This window comes from Mediterraneibacter sp. ICN-202921, assembly GCF_037890075.1.
In the GTDB taxonomy this organism is placed as follows: Bacteria; Bacillota; Clostridia; order Lachnospirales; family Lachnospiraceae; genus Mediterraneibacter; species Mediterraneibacter massiliensis.
The window spans coordinates 184,914-200,447 of record NZ_JBBKBE010000003.1; the positions used below are offsets into that span (position 1 = coordinate 184,914).

Genomic DNA, 15,534 nt, shown 5'->3' on the forward strand with positions numbered 1-15,534 from the left:
TTACCGAAAGTCTATCTTTTTGAGGAAAAGTGCTTTTGCATCGCAGGGGCGTCCTGGAATTTTACGCCCTTTTAAAATTGCTTCTGCAGTTTCTATACTTTGTCTGCCGGTTCCTATGTCTAACAGAGTGCCTATGATAAGGAGCGGCATGTGAGGAAGAAAATCAGTAGCAGTTAAAGACAGAGAGAGGAAATCTGCAGTTTGTTCTATTTGTATATCCAATAGTTCTTGTTCTGTCTTTTTCTTTGAGCGGCCGGATGAGAAGTATTGAAAATCTTGTCTGCCTATGAGAGAGGAAGCCGCTTCCTGCATTCGTTCGATATCTGGAGCAGGAAAAAGATGAAGAGAATACTTCTGCGTAAAAATGTCCTGGACGGCCGCTGTACATATATGATAGAGATAAGTACGGGTTTTTGCGTTTAAATCGGCGCGAAATCGTTCCTGCATCCGGCAGGCGCGGCGTATAGCTATATCTTGAGGGAGATATGTGTTTAAATATTGCGTAAGGTCTTGCATAGAGATATCATAGGTGGTCAAAAAGGAGGCTTCCTGTGCAAGTGCGTGGACACCGGGTTCGGTTTTAGAAGCACAGTTTAAGATAGGGCTTTCTCCGGTCAGACGGCGCAGTACCTCAGAAATCTTATAAGAGATGGTGCGAAAGGCTTTGTCCTTTGCAGGACGCTGCCAGCCAAGATATCTCGTTCCATCATATTCTATAGTAAGAAGGATGTTTTGCATGATGTATCTTCCTTTCGGTTATGTGCGAAAAACGTATAAATCTATTTTTATTTTACAGGATGTATTTGGTGAAGTACAGAGTTGATTTTTAGAATAAGTACCGTTTATAATCTATGTATAATGTCTGTATATAGTTGCCTATAGGCTGGTCAGAATAAAAATAGGATAGAAGATAGCAAGATTCTTGATAGAAAGGACAGAGGTATATTATGGTAGAACAAAGAAGTGTAGAAGAGTCAAAAGTAGAGACAGTACGTCTGATACGTCCTAATCATCTTAATGCGGCAGGAAGGCTGTTCGGAGGCATGTTGATGCAGTGGCTGGATGAGATCGCGGGTCTTGTGGCGATGCGGCATACAAGGACAAATGTGATCACAGCATCTGTAGATAATCTGCGTTTTATACATGGGGCGTACAATGGTGAAATGATCGTTATCATAGGAAAAGTCACATATGTGGGGAATACGTCTATGGAAGTACGCGTGGACACCTATGTAGAAAACGAAAAGGATGGGCTGAGGCGTCCGATAAACAGAGCATATTTTACAATGGTTGCTATAGATGAAAATGATAAGCCAACGAGAGTGCCACGTCTTGTGTTAAGCGGAGAAGAAGAAAAAGCAGAGTGGGATGCGGCAGAAAAAAGAAGAGAAATGAGAAAAAAAAGAAAACAGGAAGGATTTTGAAACTTGCAGGGATTGTACCCGAGGCAGTCGTATTGACGGTATTTCTCATATCTTATCTCGTTTTAGCAGGAGTTTCCAGGCAAAGAAAGAGAACATTTTGTTGAGGATATTTTTTATTTTATGCTCTTGACATGAATAAAAAACAGGTATAAAATGTTGGAAGTCAAACAGTTTGATTTCGTACAGTTTGATATAAAACATAATAGCAGTATATAAGACCTGCATATAGGAGAAAAAATGAAGAAGAAATATATGGGGATGGAGATAAGATCCCTGGACAATCTGATCAAACGATTTATTGACAACAGTATCAATAAGGAGCGTCTTGTCCAAGTGACAGGATCTAATGGATGGATCATAGGCTATTTGTGGGACAACAGGAACAAAGATACATATCAGAAAGATCTGGAAGCTGAGTTTCATGTGACACGTTCTACTGCGTCAAAAGTTGTGAATCTGATGGTTGAAAAAGGGCTGATCGTACGAAAGAGTGTGCAGACAGATGCACGTCTGAAGAAGCTGGTATTGACAGAAAAAGCAATGGAAATGGCAGAAGAGATGGAAAAGCGACACGAGCAGATAGAAAAGCAGATCGTCAGAGGTTTTTCGGAAGAAGAGCTGAAGCAGTTCTATTTGTATCTGGAAAGGCTGAAGAAAAATGTAGAACAGGAGGAGCAGGCGTGGTAAACATTTTAGCAAAAAGTATACGAGAGTATAAAAAAGAGTCGATCCAGGCACCGGTCCTGGTTGCCCTGGAAGTCATTATGGAAGTGGTGATCCCACTGTTAATGGCAAATCTGATCGACTATGGAATTGAGAAAGGAAATATGGGATATATATGGAAGATGGGTCTGGCGCTTTTAGTGGCAGCTTTTTTATCCCTGTTTTTTGGAGTGGCAGCAGGAAAAGCAGCGGCATATGCATCTGCCGGATTTGCAAAAAATCTGCGGAAGGATATGTACTATAATGTACAGAATTTTTCCTTTTCGAATATTGATAAGTTTTCTACTTCCAGTCTCGTTACACGCCTGACGACAGATGTGACAAATGTCCAGAATGCGTACCAGATGGTGATACGGATGGCGATCCGTTCTCCCTTTATGCTGATTTTTTCTTTATTTTGTGCGTTTAAGGTGGATGCGCAACTTTCCCTTATTTTTGTGGGATGTATCCCGGTCCTTGGAATTGGACTCTATGTGATCATGACACGTGTACATCCGATTTTTAAAAGGGTGTTTAAAACATACGACAGACTAAATAATGTGGTGCAGGAGAACTTAAGAGGCATACGAGTCGTCAAATCTTTTGTAAGAGAGGAACATGAACGGGAAAAGTTCGGAACAATCTCTATGGAGATATATAAGGATTTTTCTAAGGCAGAGAAAATGCTCGCATTTAATACACCTCTTATGCAGTTTTGTGTATATGTATCGCTGCTGCTGTTATCCTGGTTTGGTGCGAAAGCAATCGTGGCAAGCGGCGGCAACCCGGAAACAGGATTAAGTACAGGAGAACTGATGAGTCTGATCACATATACGATGCAGATTTTGATGAGCCTGATGATGCTTTCGATGGTCTTCGTCATGATTGTTATGTCGAAAGCATCGGCAGAGAGGATCGCCGAGGTGCTGACAGAAGAGAGTAATCTGAAAAATGGGGAGGATCCAGTGACGGAAGTACCGGACGGGTCAATCGAATTTACTCATGTTTCCTTTAGTTATTCCAATAAAGCACATAAAAAATGTCTAGATGATATACATTTAAAAATTGCATCCGGGGAGATGATTGGGATCATTGGCGGTACAGGAACTTCCAAATCCACGCTCGTACAGTTGATCCCTCGTCTGTATGATGTGACAGAAGGGACATTAAAAGTGGGAGGAAATGATGTAAAATCGTATGATCTAGAAGTACTTAGGGATAATGTGGCTATGGTTTTGCAGAAAAACGAATTGTTCTCCGGCACGATCAAAGAGAATCTTAGATGGGGAAATGAACATGCCACGGAGGAAGAACTGATACATGCGTGCAAACTTTCCCAGGCAGATGATTTTATTTCACGCTTTCCGGATGGATATGATACGTATATTGAACAGGGCGGCGCAAATGTTTCCGGAGGACAGAAGCAGAGGCTGTGTATAGCAAGAGCACTGTTGAAAAAGCCCAAAATATTGATCTTAGATGATTCGACCAGCGCAGTAGATACAAAAACCGATGCGATGATAAGAAAGGCATTTTTAGAAGAAATTCCGCACACGACAAAAATCATGATTGCCCAGAGGATTTCGTCTGTGCAGGATGCGGATAGGATCATCGTGATGGATAACGGGAAGATCAGCGGTGTTGGCACGCATGAAGAATTGCTGCGGAGCAACGCGATTTACCGTGAAGTATATGAATCTCAGCAGAAGGGAGACAGCAAAGATGAAGGAAACTAAGAGGCAGCAGCTGGATTTAAAAACATTGAAACGCCTGATGTCTTACTTAAAAGAATATAAAAAACGTTTTATATTTGTACTGATCTGTATTGCTTTAAATGCGGGAGCGATGGTGGTAGCGTCTCTGTTTTTGCAGGTGTTGATAGATGAGTATATTATGCCGCTCTTATCTTCAGCTGATCCGGAATTTTCATCCCTTTTTCGTGTGATCGTATTTTTGGCGGGGATCTATCTGGTCGGCATATTAGCGTCCCTATTTTACAGCCGGACGATGGCGGTCATATCACAGGGAATCTTGAGAAAAATCAGGGACGAAATGTTTTCCCATATGCAGACATTGCCGATCAAATATTTTGATACGCATCCGCATGGGGATGTGATGAGCCATTATACCAATGATACAGATACTTTACGCCAGATGATCTCGCAGAGTATACCCCAGCTATTTTCTTCTGTGATTACTATCGTGGCTGTATTTTTTGCAATGCTTTCGATTAGTTTCTGGCTGACTTTATTTGTCCTGGCGGCGATTGTTGTGATCATGAAAGTGGTTTCCGGCATTGCAGGAAAGAGCGGGAAATATTTTATCCGTCAGCAGGAAGCGATTGGAGATGTGAATGGATATATCGAAGAGATGATCAATGGACAGAAGGTCGTAAAAGTATTTTGCTACGAAGAAAAGGCGAAAGAAAAATTTAATATTAAAAATGAAGAACTCTGCGAGCAGTCATCCAAGGCATTTACGTATGCGAATATTCTGATGCCGGCAATGAATAATCTAGGATATGTGCTGTATGTTCTTGTTGCGATCGTCGGAGGAGCGATGGGCATCGCAGGAATCACCAATGTCAGTCTGACTGGTTTTGGTGTGCTTACACTTGGAATGATCGCGTCTTTTTTACAGTTGTCACGCAGTTTTATCCAGCCTCTCGGACAGGTATCACAGCAGTTGAGCGCCATTGTTATGGCGCTGGCGGGGGCGAAGCGTATCTTTGCGCTGATCGACGAAGAGAGCGAACAGGATGAAGGATATGTAACCCTGGTAAATGCGCAGTATAAAGACGGAGTTCTGACAGAAGCAGAGAAACGCACAGGCATATGGGCATGGAAACATCCACACGAGGACGGAACAGTGACGTATACAGAATTAAAAGGCGAAGTACGGATGTTTGATGTGGATTTTGGCTATGAAGAAAACAAAATGGTACTGCATAATGTTACATTGTATGCCAAGCCAGGGCAGAAAGTGGCGTTTGTGGGAGCTACAGGAGCGGGAAAGACGACGATCACAAATCTGATCAATCGCTTTTATGATATTGCGGACGGAAAAATCCGCTATGATGGCATTAACATTAATAAGATCAAGAAAGCAGATCTAAGACGGTCGCTTGGCATTGTATTGCAGGACGTAAATTTATTCACAGGGACCGTTATGGAAAATCTGCGGTACGGGAAACTGGATGCGACAGACGAAGAATGTATTGCAGCGGCTAAGCTGGCGAATGCGGATGGATTTATTCAGATGCTGCCAGATGGGTACGATACGATGCTGTCGGGAGATGGGAGCGGACTCTCCCAGGGGCAGCGGCAGCTCCTCTCCATCGCCCGTGCGGCAGTTGCGGATCCCCCGGTAATGATACTGGATGAGGCGACATCTTCTATTGATACACGCACAGAAGTAATCGTACAAAAAGGCATGGATTCACTGATGAAAGGGAGAACGGTCTTTGTGATCGCGCACAGACTGTCTACGATCCAGAATGCAGATGTGATCATGGTCCTGGAGTTGGGAAGGATCATTGAAAGGGGAAGCCATGAAGAACTGATGGCCAAAAAAGGAAAATACTATCAATTATATACGGGTGTTTTTGAATTGTCTTGATAAAAGAAAATGTCCGATAAGTCCTCTGGTACATGGAATAGAAAATTTTTATGTACCGGGGGTCTTTTTTATGGTATTATAATAGTTAAGCAATTTTGTGCCAAAGCTGCACAACAAGAAACAAAAAGAGAAATGAGGATAAACAATGATCAACAAATTAGTGGAAAAAATCAGAAAGACAAAGGCGCCAATCGTAGTCGGCCTGGATCCTATGTTAAATTATATCCCAGATCACATACAGGAGGCGGCATTTTCAGAATTTGGAGAGACGCTTGAAGGAGCTGCGGAAGCAGTCTGGCAGTTTAATAAAGAAATCATTGATAAGACTTATGACTTGATACCGGCAGTGAAACCACAGATCGCAATGTACGAGCAGTTTGGGATTCCGGGGCTTGAGGTGTTTAAAAGAACCGTGGATTATTGCAAGGCAAAAGATCTTGTAGTGATCGGAGATATAAAAAGAGGGGATATTGGTTCTACGTCCATGGCTTATGCAAAAGGACATATCGGAAAAGTCAGTATAAGAGGGAAGGAATATACACCATTTGGAGAAGACTTTGTCACTGTGAATCCGTATCTTGGATCTGACGGGATATCTCCGTTTATAGATGTATGCAAAGAAGAAAGAAGAGGACTTTTTATACTGGTGAAAACGTCCAATCCTTCCAGCGGTGAGTTCCAGGACCGTCTGATAGACGGGCGTCCTCTCTATGAACTGGTGGGCGAGAAAGTCGCGGAATGGGGCGAAGAATGTATGGGGGAAGAGTACAGTTATATCGGAGCGGTTGTAGGAGCGACCTATCCGGAGATGGGAAAAGTACTTAGGAAGATCATGCCGAAGTCCTACATACTTGTGCCTGGCTATGGCGCTCAGGGAGGCCAGGGAAAGGATCTGGTCCATTTCTTTAATGAAGACGGGCTTGGTGCGATCGTAAATTCTTCCCGTGGCATCATTGCAGCCTATAAACAGGAAGCCTATGCAAAATATGGTGCGAAGAATTTCGGGGACGCTTCACGGGCGGCTGTAGAAGCAATGGTGAGTGATATTAACGGTGCGTTAGAAGCGGCAAAATAGAAAAAACAAAACGGTAAAGAGAAGCTTGGCAGATTTGATATGAGCTGCTAGGCTTCTTTTTACAGGTATGATGGCTTTGGAACCCACAGGCGGAGATTTGGTTCTAGTAGATTTTACCCCGGGACAGTGTGTACATTATGGATGTGGACCAATGGGGGACGCTGCTGGAGGAAAGACGTATAATGGAGTGAAAGAACGTCCGGGACTGATCAAAAGGCTGATCGTATATTCTCCTTATCCGGATTATACAAGTGCATTATGGTTTTGCAAACCAGAGCAATTGATTTGGGCAGAAACCTGGGAAGAAGTCATGGCGGTGATTTCAGATAATGGTGCGGAAACAACAGCAGGAATTTTTTCTGATGCAACTTTGCAGTTTATAGAGCAGCAATAAAAAATAGAATAAAGGCAGCAATCTGTTAAGCAGAGAGCTGCCTTTTGTTATGCAAAGTTAGAATAGTCCTTGGATTGAAATCAAGGAAGATATATGATAGAATTGAAAAGAAATTAAAATTATGATCTTTCTGATTTTATCATGGTTACAATGCACGTGTTACGGCGTTTATGAAATGGTATAGCAGGGGAGAAATATAGAAAACAAGGGCAAGAAAAGCCTATAATTATGGAGGTCTTAGAAGATATGGAAGCGTACAAGCAGGAATTTATTGAATTTATGGTGGAAAGCCAGGTATTGAAATTCGGTGAATTTACTTTGAAAAGCGGGAGAAAATCGCCGTTTTTTATGAACGCAGGAGGATATGTGACAGGTTCACAGCTGAAGCGTCTGGGAGAATATTACGCAAAGGCGATCCATGACCGGTATGGAGATGATTTCGACGTACTGTTTGGACCGGCATATAAGGGCATTCCGATCAGTGTAGTGACAGCGGTCGCTTATAGTGAGTTATATGGAAAGGAAATACGGTATTGTTCGGACCGGAAGGAGGAAAAAGATCACGGCGCAGATAAAGGAAGTTTTCTCGGCAGCAGTCTAAAAGACGGAGACAGAGTCGTCATGATCGAGGATGTTACGACTTCTGGAAAATCTATGGAGGAGACTGTGCCAAAAGTAAGAGGAGCCGCGGATGTAGAAATCGTAGGTCTCATGGTTTCTCTGAACCGGATGGAAGTAGGAAAAGGCGGGAAAAAGAGTGCCCTTGAAGAAGTAAAGGAACTCTATGGTTTTGACACAAATGCGATTGTGACCATGGCGGAAGTCGTAGAACACCTTTATAATAAGCCATGCGGCGGAAAAATTGTCATTGATGATACATTAAAAGCGGCTATAGATTCATATTATGAAATATATGGAGTAAAATAAGGAGGCAGGTTTATGGAGAAAGCATACCGTACAATGCGCAGTACAGGAGCAGGAAATATTGCGCTGGGGATTATTGTTATGGTTACAGGTATAGCGGCAGGGATCCTGGCGATCATAAACGGAGCACGCCTGCTGAGAGATAAAAAGAAGATCACATTTTAGATATTGCCGTTATAAAGGGGGGTGTTTGCGCATCCCCTTCACTATTCGAACAGGCAGGTTAAGGCAGGGTATCTGCTGCGGCATGATCTGAAAGTGTGAGAGGGAGTTATATTTTTGAGTAGGAAACAAGTAAAAAGAATCAGAGCACTTGGCAAGATACTGTTTTTATTGTATCTTCTATTTTTATTGTATTTTCTGATCTTCTCGGATTGGTACGGGAGAACAGGCATATTAAAAGAATACAGCTATAATTTGGTATTGTTTAAAGAAATAAAGCGATTCATCCTGTATAGGGAAACCTTAGGCACATTTGCGGTATTTACTAATTTGTGCGGGAATATACTGATTTTTGTTCCATATGGTTTTTTTATCTCGGTCGCAAGTACGTCCAGAGGATTTTTCAAGACGTTTGTGTATAGCCTGGGACTGAGTTTTTGCGTAGAAATGTTTCAGCTTTTTTCAAAAGTCGGAAGTTTTGATGTGGATGATCTTTTTTTGAATACAGTAGGTGGTGTGGCAGGATATATCCTATTTGTGATCTGCAATAGAATAAGGAGAAAGCATAATGTTCGGAAACGAAAAAAACGTTAAAGACAGAAAGCGCGAGAAGGAATACAAAAAGCGCGGAACAAGAAAATATGGACAGGCAAAGTTAAAACATTCCAGAATGGGAAGACATTCCTGTGTCTATGGTCTTCTGGGAATATTGGTCCTGGCGGTATGTGTTTTTACGGCTTTTTGGATGCATGGAAAAGCAGTCGGTTTTATCGGGGGCTTTGGAATTTTATCGATTGTTCTGGGTATCCTTGGAGTAAGGGCAGGAATAAAAGGACTGCGGGAAAGAGAGAAAAATTATAGTACCTGTAAAATAGGAATTGTGGGGAATACAGTACTGTTGATTTTTCTGCTTGCTATATTTATAGGAGGATTAAAGTAAATGGAATGGTTTAAACGGCAGAAAGAAAGAAATGCGGAGTATAAAGAACGGCACCAGCTGTCTGTAGAACGTCTGGAAGGTGTGGCAACAGAAAAGGCGGTGGGTGAAAAATATCGGCAGTACTTTCAGATTGTATCCGCTTTTTTAGTGAATCTGGAAACGATTCGTCAGAAGGTGGAAAGCGGCGTGTTCGCAAGGCTGGAAACAACGGATATGCAAGAGATAAATCATGCGTTGTATGCGGATATTATAGGAAGTGCGTATGAGAGCAGCTATGCAGACCCGGCATACGCTTCCCATATGTTGGGCAAAGAGATGGGGCCGCTTATGAGCTGTCTGTATGCAGAATACCGAGCGGGTATCCCTTACGTATTTGAGAACAGAGTGGACTATCTGACGATTTTAAACGAGCTGTTTTTAGAGGTGTACCATTGCTTTGAAGAGGAAGAAGAACCGTCATATGATACGATAAAAGATATTTTATACTGGTATGCCAGCGACTACTGTGATGTGTTTTTGAAAGAAAGAATTGAAGAACAGCTTTATCCGGAGAATTCTTTTGCGGCAGAATGGATAGAAAAAGCAGATTTAGAAACAGACCGCTATTTATATTGCTTCGGGGAATATATTACGGACAATGAAGTAAAGACGGCGCAACATCTGCGTACATTGCCTGAAGAAACCATCCGGAAAATGGCAGATGCCTTTACAGAAGGATATAGGATAGGATTTATCAATACGGGGAAAGATCTATCTAAAAAAGCGGTGGTAAATATCCGATATACGTTGGGCTTTGAAAGAGTGGTAAGATATGCGGTTAGAAATTTTGCGAAGATGGGACTAAAACCGGTGATCTACCGGGCAGCTTCCAGTGTGGTCACAAAAAAAGAACAGTACAAGATAGGGTATTATGGCGGGAACGCAAATCAGCAGTACGATTACGATCACCGGATGGATCAGGCTCTGTTTATGGATAAACGGTATATAGAGCGCAGGCTGGATGTGTTGAAGGACACATACGAAAAAAACAAGGAACAGGCTGCAAAGTTTGCCGGGCCGGCAGTGATGGAGATATTCGGGGAAACGCCGTTTTCGCCTCTTGTAAAGAAAGAAGCACCTGCCTACAGTGAGAAACAACGCAGCCTTATCCTGACCTATGACAGTAAATCTGGACAGATCACCAATCAGTATATCAAGGGAGAGGAACGCAGTTTTACGATCATTGCCTATCCGGTTCCGGAGATCGGCGAGAAATATGAAGAAATCTTTGATGAGATTATTCGGATCAATACGTTGGATGCAGCTCTTTATGAAAGAGTACAGCAAACTATGATCGATGCGTTGGATGAAGGGGAATATGTCCGAGTCATTGGTAAGGGGGAGAACCAGACAGATATATGTGTGCAGCTGTATCCGCTCAAAGATAAGGAAAAAGAGACTATATTTGAAAATTGTGTGGCAGATGTCAATATTCCGGTAGGAGAGGTGTTTACCTCACCAGTACTGGAAGGGACAGACGGAACACTGCATGTAAGTAAAGTGTATTTAAACGGATTATTGTATAAAGATTTAAAGCTGACCTTTACAAAGGGGATGATCACGGAGTATACATGCGGAAATTTTGACACAGTGGAGGAAAATAAGAAGTACATTTATGACAACATCCTTCATAGCCATGAGAGCCTTCCTCTGGGAGAGTTTGCGATCGGCACGAATACCACAGCCTATGTGGCAGCAAAAAAGTATGGGATTGAAGAAAAAATGCCGATCCTGATCGCTGAAAAAACGGGGCCTCATTTTGCAGTGGGAGATACCTGTTATAGCTGGAGTGAGGACATACGTGTCTATAATCCAAACGGCAAAGAGATCGTAGCAAAAGATAATGCGGTTTCTATTTTGCGCAGGGAAAATGTGCAAAAAGCATATTTTCAGTGTCATACAGATATAACCATACCTTATGAAGAGTTAGAAGAAATAAGTGTAGTGACAAAAACGGGTAAAACGATTATACTATTAAAGGATGGACGGTTTGTGCTGAAAGGAACAGAGATCCTCAATGAACCGTTTGATAAGGAAATATAATAAGTATAAATACCCGCACTTGTAAAAATGGGTAAGAAAGGTGGTAACCAAATGCCAAAAGTAGGAATTGTAATGGGCAGCGACTCAGATCTGAAAGTGATGAGCAAAGCGGCTTCCATGCTTGAAAAACTGGGGATCGACTATGAAATGACGATCATCTCCGCACATCGTATGCCGGATGTATTTTTTGACTGGGCAAAAGGGGCAGAAGCGAAGGGGATGAAAGTGATCATTGCCGGAGCAGGTATGGCAGCACATCTTCCGGGAATGTGTGCGGCACTTTTTCCAATGCCGGTGATCGGTGTACCAATGTCGGGAAAGAATTTAGACGGTGTGGACGCACTATATTCCATTGTACAGATGCCGCCAGGAATCCCGGTTGCGACGGTTGCCATTGATGGAGGGATGAATGCGGCTATCCTTGCGGCAAAGATCCTTGCTACAGCGGATGGAGAGATTTTAGATAAGTTAAAAGCATATTCTCAGGAAATGAAAGAGACAGTACAGGGGAAAGCAGATAAACTAAAAGAACTTGGATATGAAGAATATCTGAACAGAAAATAGGAGAAAAGTGGTATGGACTATAAAAATGCAGGTGTGGATATAGAAGCTGGATATAGATCAGTGGAATTGATGAAAAAGCATGTACAGGAGACAATGCGCCCGGAAGTATTGACAAATTTGGGGGGATTTTCCGGTGCCTTTTCTATGGAAAAGTTTAAGGATATGGAGAAACCTACTCTTGTATCCGGTACAGACGGTGTGGGAACAAAATTAAAGCTGGCATTTATTCTGGACAAACATGACACGATCGGTATCGACTGTGTTGCGATGTGCGTCAATGACATCGCATGCGCGGGAGGAGAACCTTTATTTTTCTTAGATTATATTGCATGTGGGAAGAATGAGCCAGAGAAGATCGCTACGATCGTGAGCGGAGTCGCAGAAGGCTGTAAACAGTCGGAGGCGGCTTTGATCGGCGGTGAAACGGCGGAAATGCCGGGATTTTATCCGGAAGATGAGTACGATCTGGCTGGCTTTGCAGTGGGTGTAGTAGATGAAAAGGACTTGATCACAGGGAAGGACTTAAAGCCGGGTGATGTACTCATTGGGATGGCATCTTCTGGTGTTCACAGCAACGGTTTTTCACTTGTAAGAAGAGTATTCAATATGAAAAGAGAGGCTCTGGATACATACTATGATAGTTTGGGCTGTACATTGGGTGAGGCTTTGCTCGCACCTACGAAGATTTATGTAAAAGCGCTCAAGAGCATAAAAGAAGCCGGTGTGACAATCAAGGCATGTAGTCATATCACAGGCGGCGGATTCTATGAGAATGTTCCTCGTATGCTGAAAGAAGGAACACATGCGGTCATCAAAAAGGACAGCTATCCGATCCCGCCGATCTTCAAGATGTTGTCAGTAGACGGAGATATTGAGGAACATATGATGTACAATACATTTAATATGGGACTTGGTATGATACTAGCGGTGGATGAGGCAGATGCAGAGAAAACAATGGCGGCGATCAAAGAAGCCGGCGAAGCGCCTTATATTGTCGGACAGATAGAGGCAGGAGAAAAAGGAGTTACCTTATGTTAAGAATTGTTGTGCTGGTGTCCGGCGGCGGGACGAATCTGCAGGCGATCATCGATGGTGTGAAAAAGCAGACGATTTCAAATACGGAAATTGCGTGTGTCATCAGTAATAACAGGAATGCATATGCTTTGGAACGGGCAAAAGGTAGTGGGATCCCACATGTATGTGTCTCTCCAAAAGACTATCCTTCAAGAGAAATCTTTAATAGAGAACTTCTAAAGACAGTGGACAGCTTCTCGCCAGATCTGATCGTATTGGCAGGTTTTCTGGTCGTGATCCCACCGGAAATGACACGCAAATATGCAAACCGCATGATCAATATCCATCCGTCTTTGATCCCTTCTTTCTGCGGCACAGGGTTCTATGGACTTAAAGTACATGAGGCAGCCCTCGCGCGCGGTGTAAAAGTTGTAGGAGCAACGGTGCATTTCGTAGATGAGGGGACAGATACAGGTCCGATCCTTCTGCAAAAGGCAGTAGAAGTACTGCCGGGAGATACACCAGAGTCTCTGCAGCGCAGAGTGATGGAAGAAGCGGAATGGAAGATACTTCCCCGTGCGATCGATTTGATCGCAAACGGTAAGGTAAAAGTGGAAAATAATAAAACAGTGATCATATAAATAAGAGGAGAATACCAATGAAAGTATTGATTGTTGGAAGCGGTGGAAGAGAGCATGCGATCGCGTACTCTGTATCAAAGAGTACAAAGGCGGAGCAGATCTATTGTGCTCCGGGAAACGCAGGGATCGCTTCGTATGCACAGTGTGTAGATATCGGCGCTATGGAGTTTGAGAAGCTTGTGTCTTTTGCGAAAGAAAAGGAAATAGACCTTTGTATCGTAGGAATGGATGATCCTCTGGTAGGCGGACTGGTAGACCAGATGGAAGAGGCGGGGATCCGTACATTTGGTCCAAGAAAAAACGCGGCGATCCTGGAAGGATCCAAAGCATTTTCCAAAGACCTGATGAAGAAGTATCATATTCCGACGGCCGCTTATGAGAATTTTACAGATGCAGATAAGGCGCTTGCCTATCTGGAGACAGCAAAGTTTCCTATCGTGTTAAAAGCAGACGGACTCGCGCTGGGAAAGGGCGTATTGATCTGTCAGAACTTAGAAGAAGCAAAAGAAGGCGTGAAGACGATCATGCTGGATAAGAAATTTGGGACTGCTGGAAATGAGATGGTCATCGAGGAATTTATGACAGGCAGAGAAGTATCGGTGCTTTCTTTTGTGGATGGAAAAACGATCAAGACAATGACCTCGGCGCAGGATCATAAACGTGCCGGGGATGGCGATACCGGTTTAAACACCGGGGGGATGGGGACTTTTTCACCAAGTCCGTTCTATACAAAAGAAGTAGAAGAATTTTGCGAGAAATATATCTACCAGCCAACCGTGGACGCTATGGCGGCAGAAGGACGTCCCTTTAAAGGTGTCATCTTTTTCGGACTTATGCTGACAGAAGATGGTCCAAAGGTATTAGAATATAATGCGCGTTTTGGAGATCCGGAGGCGCAGGTCGTACTTCCGAGAATGAAAAATGATATGATCGATGTGGTCGAGGCATGTATAGACGGTACATTGGATAAGATCGAACTGCAGTTTGAAGATAATGCCGCTGTATGTGTTGTCCTTGCATCTGACGGGTATCCGGTAAAATATGAGAAAGGTTTCCCGATAGAAGGTCTGGAGAAATTCAACGACGAGGAAGGATATTATTGCTTCCATGCAGGAACGAAAAAAGAAAATGACAAGATCGTTACGAATGGAGGCCGTGTGCTTGGAGTGACCGCAAAAGGGAAAGACTTAAAAGAGGCGCGCGCGAATGCATATAAAGCAACAGAGTGGATACAGTTTGATAATAAATATATGAGACATGATATCGGTAAGGCGATCGACGAGGCGTAAAGGAAACTCGTGTGCTTTAGTGTGGCATGGACTACCCGGGATATAAGAAGGCAAAAATGTGATTTTGTCACAGACTTTTCTTAATATTGTGATATACTATGAGCATAACAAAGATAATCATTTCATACAGATTATCGGAAACTGAAAATAAAATTCCTTGCTATACGAGGAGACAGGAGGATTAAAATATGGCAGTAGTAAAATTAACAGAGCAAAATTTTGAACAGGAAGTAATGCAGTCTGATAAACCGGTATTGATTGATTTTTATGCGGATTGGTGTGGCCCATGTCAGATGATGGGACCGGTCGTAGAAGAAATCTCCAATGAAGTGACGGACGCGAAAGTATGCAAAGTGAATATCGATGAAGAGATGGCGATCGCGCAGAAATATGGAGTTATGAGTATCCCGACATTTGTTGTGATCAAGAATGGAGAAGTGACGGCAAGAGATATGGGTGCAAAACCGAAGAGCGCAGTACTTGCGATGCTGAAATAATATACACATCCGGTATGTGCCGGAGGACTCTCATATAAAGACAACAGAACAGTGGAAAATGTGAAAGCTGCGAAAGAAACAGAGCGGCAAGAGGCATATAGGATTCTATATTCTATGTCCCCCTTGCCGCTTGTCTTTATATTTTTGCAGGTTCTGTGGTATAATGAACATATTGTTTCCCGGCATACAGGAAAACAGTGGTACAGTC

17 protein-coding genes are annotated in these 15,534 nt (G+C 42.9%); 16 read left to right on the forward strand and 1 reads right to left on the reverse strand.

Annotation, left to right across the window (positions count from 1 at the left end; genetic code table 11):
- Complete coding sequence (locus WKT01_RS04280; protein WP_117975873.1) at nucleotides 1-738, reverse strand: tRNA pseudouridine synthase A; 738 nt, start codon at nucleotides 736-738, stop codon at nucleotides 1-3.
- Nucleotides 739-947: 209 nt separating this feature from the next.
- Between WKT01_RS04280 and WKT01_RS04285 the strand changes: the two genes are divergently transcribed.
- From WKT01_RS04285 to trxA, 16 genes are all read left to right on the forward strand, one after another.
- Complete coding sequence (locus tag WKT01_RS04285; protein ID WP_059068476.1) at nucleotides 948-1,424, forward strand: acyl-CoA thioesterase; 477 nt, start codon at nucleotides 948-950, stop codon at nucleotides 1,422-1,424.
- Nucleotides 1,425-1,661: 237 nt separating this feature from the next.
- Nucleotides 1,662-2,111 (forward strand): MarR family winged helix-turn-helix transcriptional regulator, encoded by a 450-nt coding sequence (locus tag WKT01_RS04290; protein ID WP_117975204.1) that lies wholly within the window; start codon nucleotides 1,662-1,664, stop codon nucleotides 2,109-2,111.
- On the forward strand, nucleotides 2,105-3,862 hold the full coding sequence (locus WKT01_RS04295) for an ABC transporter ATP-binding protein (RefSeq protein ID WP_117975205.1): 1,758 nt from the start codon (nucleotides 2,105-2,107) through the stop codon (nucleotides 3,860-3,862). The genes WKT01_RS04290 and WKT01_RS04295 overlap by 7 nt, the downstream gene beginning before the upstream one ends.
- Complete coding sequence (locus WKT01_RS04300; RefSeq protein ID WP_059068481.1) at nucleotides 3,849-5,744, forward strand: ABC transporter ATP-binding protein; 1,896 nt, start codon at nucleotides 3,849-3,851, stop codon at nucleotides 5,742-5,744. Before WKT01_RS04295 ends, WKT01_RS04300 begins: the two co-directional genes overlap by 14 nt.
- Nucleotides 5,745-5,889: 145 nt before the next feature.
- Nucleotides 5,890-6,819 carry an orotidine-5'-phosphate decarboxylase gene (pyrF, locus tag WKT01_RS04305; RefSeq protein ID WP_117975206.1) on the forward strand — a complete coding sequence of 310 codons (930 nt, stop codon included), beginning with the start codon at nucleotides 5,890-5,892 and terminating at the stop codon, nucleotides 6,817-6,819.
- Nucleotides 6,820-6,916: 97 nt separating this feature from the next.
- Nucleotides 6,917-7,213: a hypothetical protein gene (locus WKT01_RS04310; protein ID WP_270395687.1), complete on the forward strand. Its 297-nt coding sequence runs from the start codon at nucleotides 6,917-6,919 to the stop codon at nucleotides 7,211-7,213.
- Between the two features lie 246 nt (nucleotides 7,214-7,459).
- Nucleotides 7,460-8,140 carry an orotate phosphoribosyltransferase gene (gene pyrE, locus WKT01_RS04315; RefSeq protein WP_059068516.1) on the forward strand — a complete coding sequence of 227 codons (681 nt, stop codon included), beginning with the start codon at nucleotides 7,460-7,462 and terminating at the stop codon, nucleotides 8,138-8,140.
- Nucleotides 8,141-8,152: 12 nt separating this feature from the next.
- Nucleotides 8,153-8,302 carry a hypothetical protein gene (locus WKT01_RS04320; protein ID WP_059068518.1) on the forward strand — a complete coding sequence of 50 codons (150 nt, stop codon included), beginning with the start codon at nucleotides 8,153-8,155 and terminating at the stop codon, nucleotides 8,300-8,302.
- A gap of 114 nt (nucleotides 8,303-8,416) precedes the next feature.
- The gene (locus tag WKT01_RS04325) at nucleotides 8,417-8,893 is read left to right on the forward strand and encodes a VanZ family protein (protein ID WP_340311507.1); all 477 of its coding nucleotides are present in this window, start codon (nucleotides 8,417-8,419) and stop codon (nucleotides 8,891-8,893) included.
- Nucleotides 8,868-9,239, forward strand: coding sequence for a hypothetical protein (locus tag WKT01_RS04330; protein ID WP_340311508.1), 372 nt, complete (start codon nucleotides 8,868-8,870; stop codon nucleotides 9,237-9,239). Before WKT01_RS04325 ends, WKT01_RS04330 begins: the two co-directional genes overlap by 26 nt.
- A complete protein-coding gene (locus WKT01_RS04335; RefSeq protein WP_340311509.1) occupies nucleotides 9,240-11,321 on the forward strand; it encodes an aminopeptidase in 2,082 nt (693 codons plus the stop codon).
- A gap of 51 nt (nucleotides 11,322-11,372) precedes the next feature.
- Nucleotides 11,373-11,885 carry a 5-(carboxyamino)imidazole ribonucleotide mutase gene (gene purE, locus WKT01_RS04340; protein WP_059068527.1) on the forward strand — a complete coding sequence of 171 codons (513 nt, stop codon included), beginning with the start codon at nucleotides 11,373-11,375 and terminating at the stop codon, nucleotides 11,883-11,885.
- A 12-nt stretch (nucleotides 11,886-11,897) separates the two neighbouring features.
- Nucleotides 11,898-12,923 (forward strand): phosphoribosylformylglycinamidine cyclo-ligase, encoded by a 1,026-nt coding sequence (purM, locus tag WKT01_RS04345; RefSeq protein ID WP_340311510.1) that lies wholly within the window; start codon nucleotides 11,898-11,900, stop codon nucleotides 12,921-12,923.
- Entirely contained in the window at nucleotides 12,917-13,540 is a 624-nt protein-coding gene (gene purN / locus WKT01_RS04350; protein WP_340311511.1) for a phosphoribosylglycinamide formyltransferase, read from the forward strand. The genes purM and purN overlap by 7 nt, the downstream gene beginning before the upstream one ends.
- A 17-nt stretch (nucleotides 13,541-13,557) precedes the next feature.
- Entirely contained in the window at nucleotides 13,558-14,829 is a 1,272-nt protein-coding gene (gene purD, locus WKT01_RS04355; protein ID WP_340311512.1) for a phosphoribosylamine--glycine ligase, read from the forward strand.
- Nucleotides 14,830-15,017: 188 nt separating this feature from the next.
- Nucleotides 15,018-15,326, forward strand: a complete 309-nt coding sequence (trxA, locus tag WKT01_RS04360; RefSeq protein WP_059068535.1) for a thioredoxin — start codon at nucleotides 15,018-15,020, stop codon at nucleotides 15,324-15,326.
- Nucleotides 15,327-15,534: the final 208 nt, after the last annotated feature.

Excerpts from the sequence above, each read along its gene's own strand:
- WKT01_RS04280 (WP_117975873.1), bottom strand. The coding sequence starts at position 738 with ATGCAAAACATCCTTCTTACTATAGAATATGATGGAACGAGATATCTT.
- WKT01_RS04285 (WP_059068476.1), top strand. The coding sequence starts at position 948 with ATGGTAGAACAAAGAAGTGTAGAAGAGTCAAAAGTAGAGACAGTACGT.
- WKT01_RS04290 (WP_117975204.1), top strand. The coding sequence starts at position 1,662 with ATGAAGAAGAAATATATGGGGATGGAGATAAGATCCCTGGACAATCTG.
- WKT01_RS04300 (WP_059068481.1), top strand. The coding sequence starts at position 3,849 with ATGAAGGAAACTAAGAGGCAGCAGCTGGATTTAAAAACATTGAAACGC.
- pyrF (WP_117975206.1), top strand. The coding sequence starts at position 5,890 with ATGATCAACAAATTAGTGGAAAAAATCAGAAAGACAAAGGCGCCAATC.
- pyrE (WP_059068516.1), top strand. The coding sequence starts at position 7,460 with ATGGAAGCGTACAAGCAGGAATTTATTGAATTTATGGTGGAAAGCCAG.
- WKT01_RS04320 (WP_059068518.1), top strand. The coding sequence starts at position 8,153 with ATGGAGAAAGCATACCGTACAATGCGCAGTACAGGAGCAGGAAATATT.
- WKT01_RS04330 (WP_340311508.1), top strand. The coding sequence starts at position 8,868 with ATGTTCGGAAACGAAAAAAACGTTAAAGACAGAAAGCGCGAGAAGGAA.
- WKT01_RS04335 (WP_340311509.1), top strand. The coding sequence starts at position 9,240 with ATGGAATGGTTTAAACGGCAGAAAGAAAGAAATGCGGAGTATAAAGAA.
- purE (WP_059068527.1), top strand. The coding sequence starts at position 11,373 with ATGCCAAAAGTAGGAATTGTAATGGGCAGCGACTCAGATCTGAAAGTG.
- purM (WP_340311510.1), top strand. The coding sequence starts at position 11,898 with ATGGACTATAAAAATGCAGGTGTGGATATAGAAGCTGGATATAGATCA.
- purN (WP_340311511.1), top strand. The coding sequence starts at position 12,917 with ATGTTAAGAATTGTTGTGCTGGTGTCCGGCGGCGGGACGAATCTGCAG.
- purD (WP_340311512.1), top strand. The coding sequence starts at position 13,558 with ATGAAAGTATTGATTGTTGGAAGCGGTGGAAGAGAGCATGCGATCGCG.
- trxA (WP_059068535.1), top strand. The coding sequence starts at position 15,018 with ATGGCAGTAGTAAAATTAACAGAGCAAAATTTTGAACAGGAAGTAATG.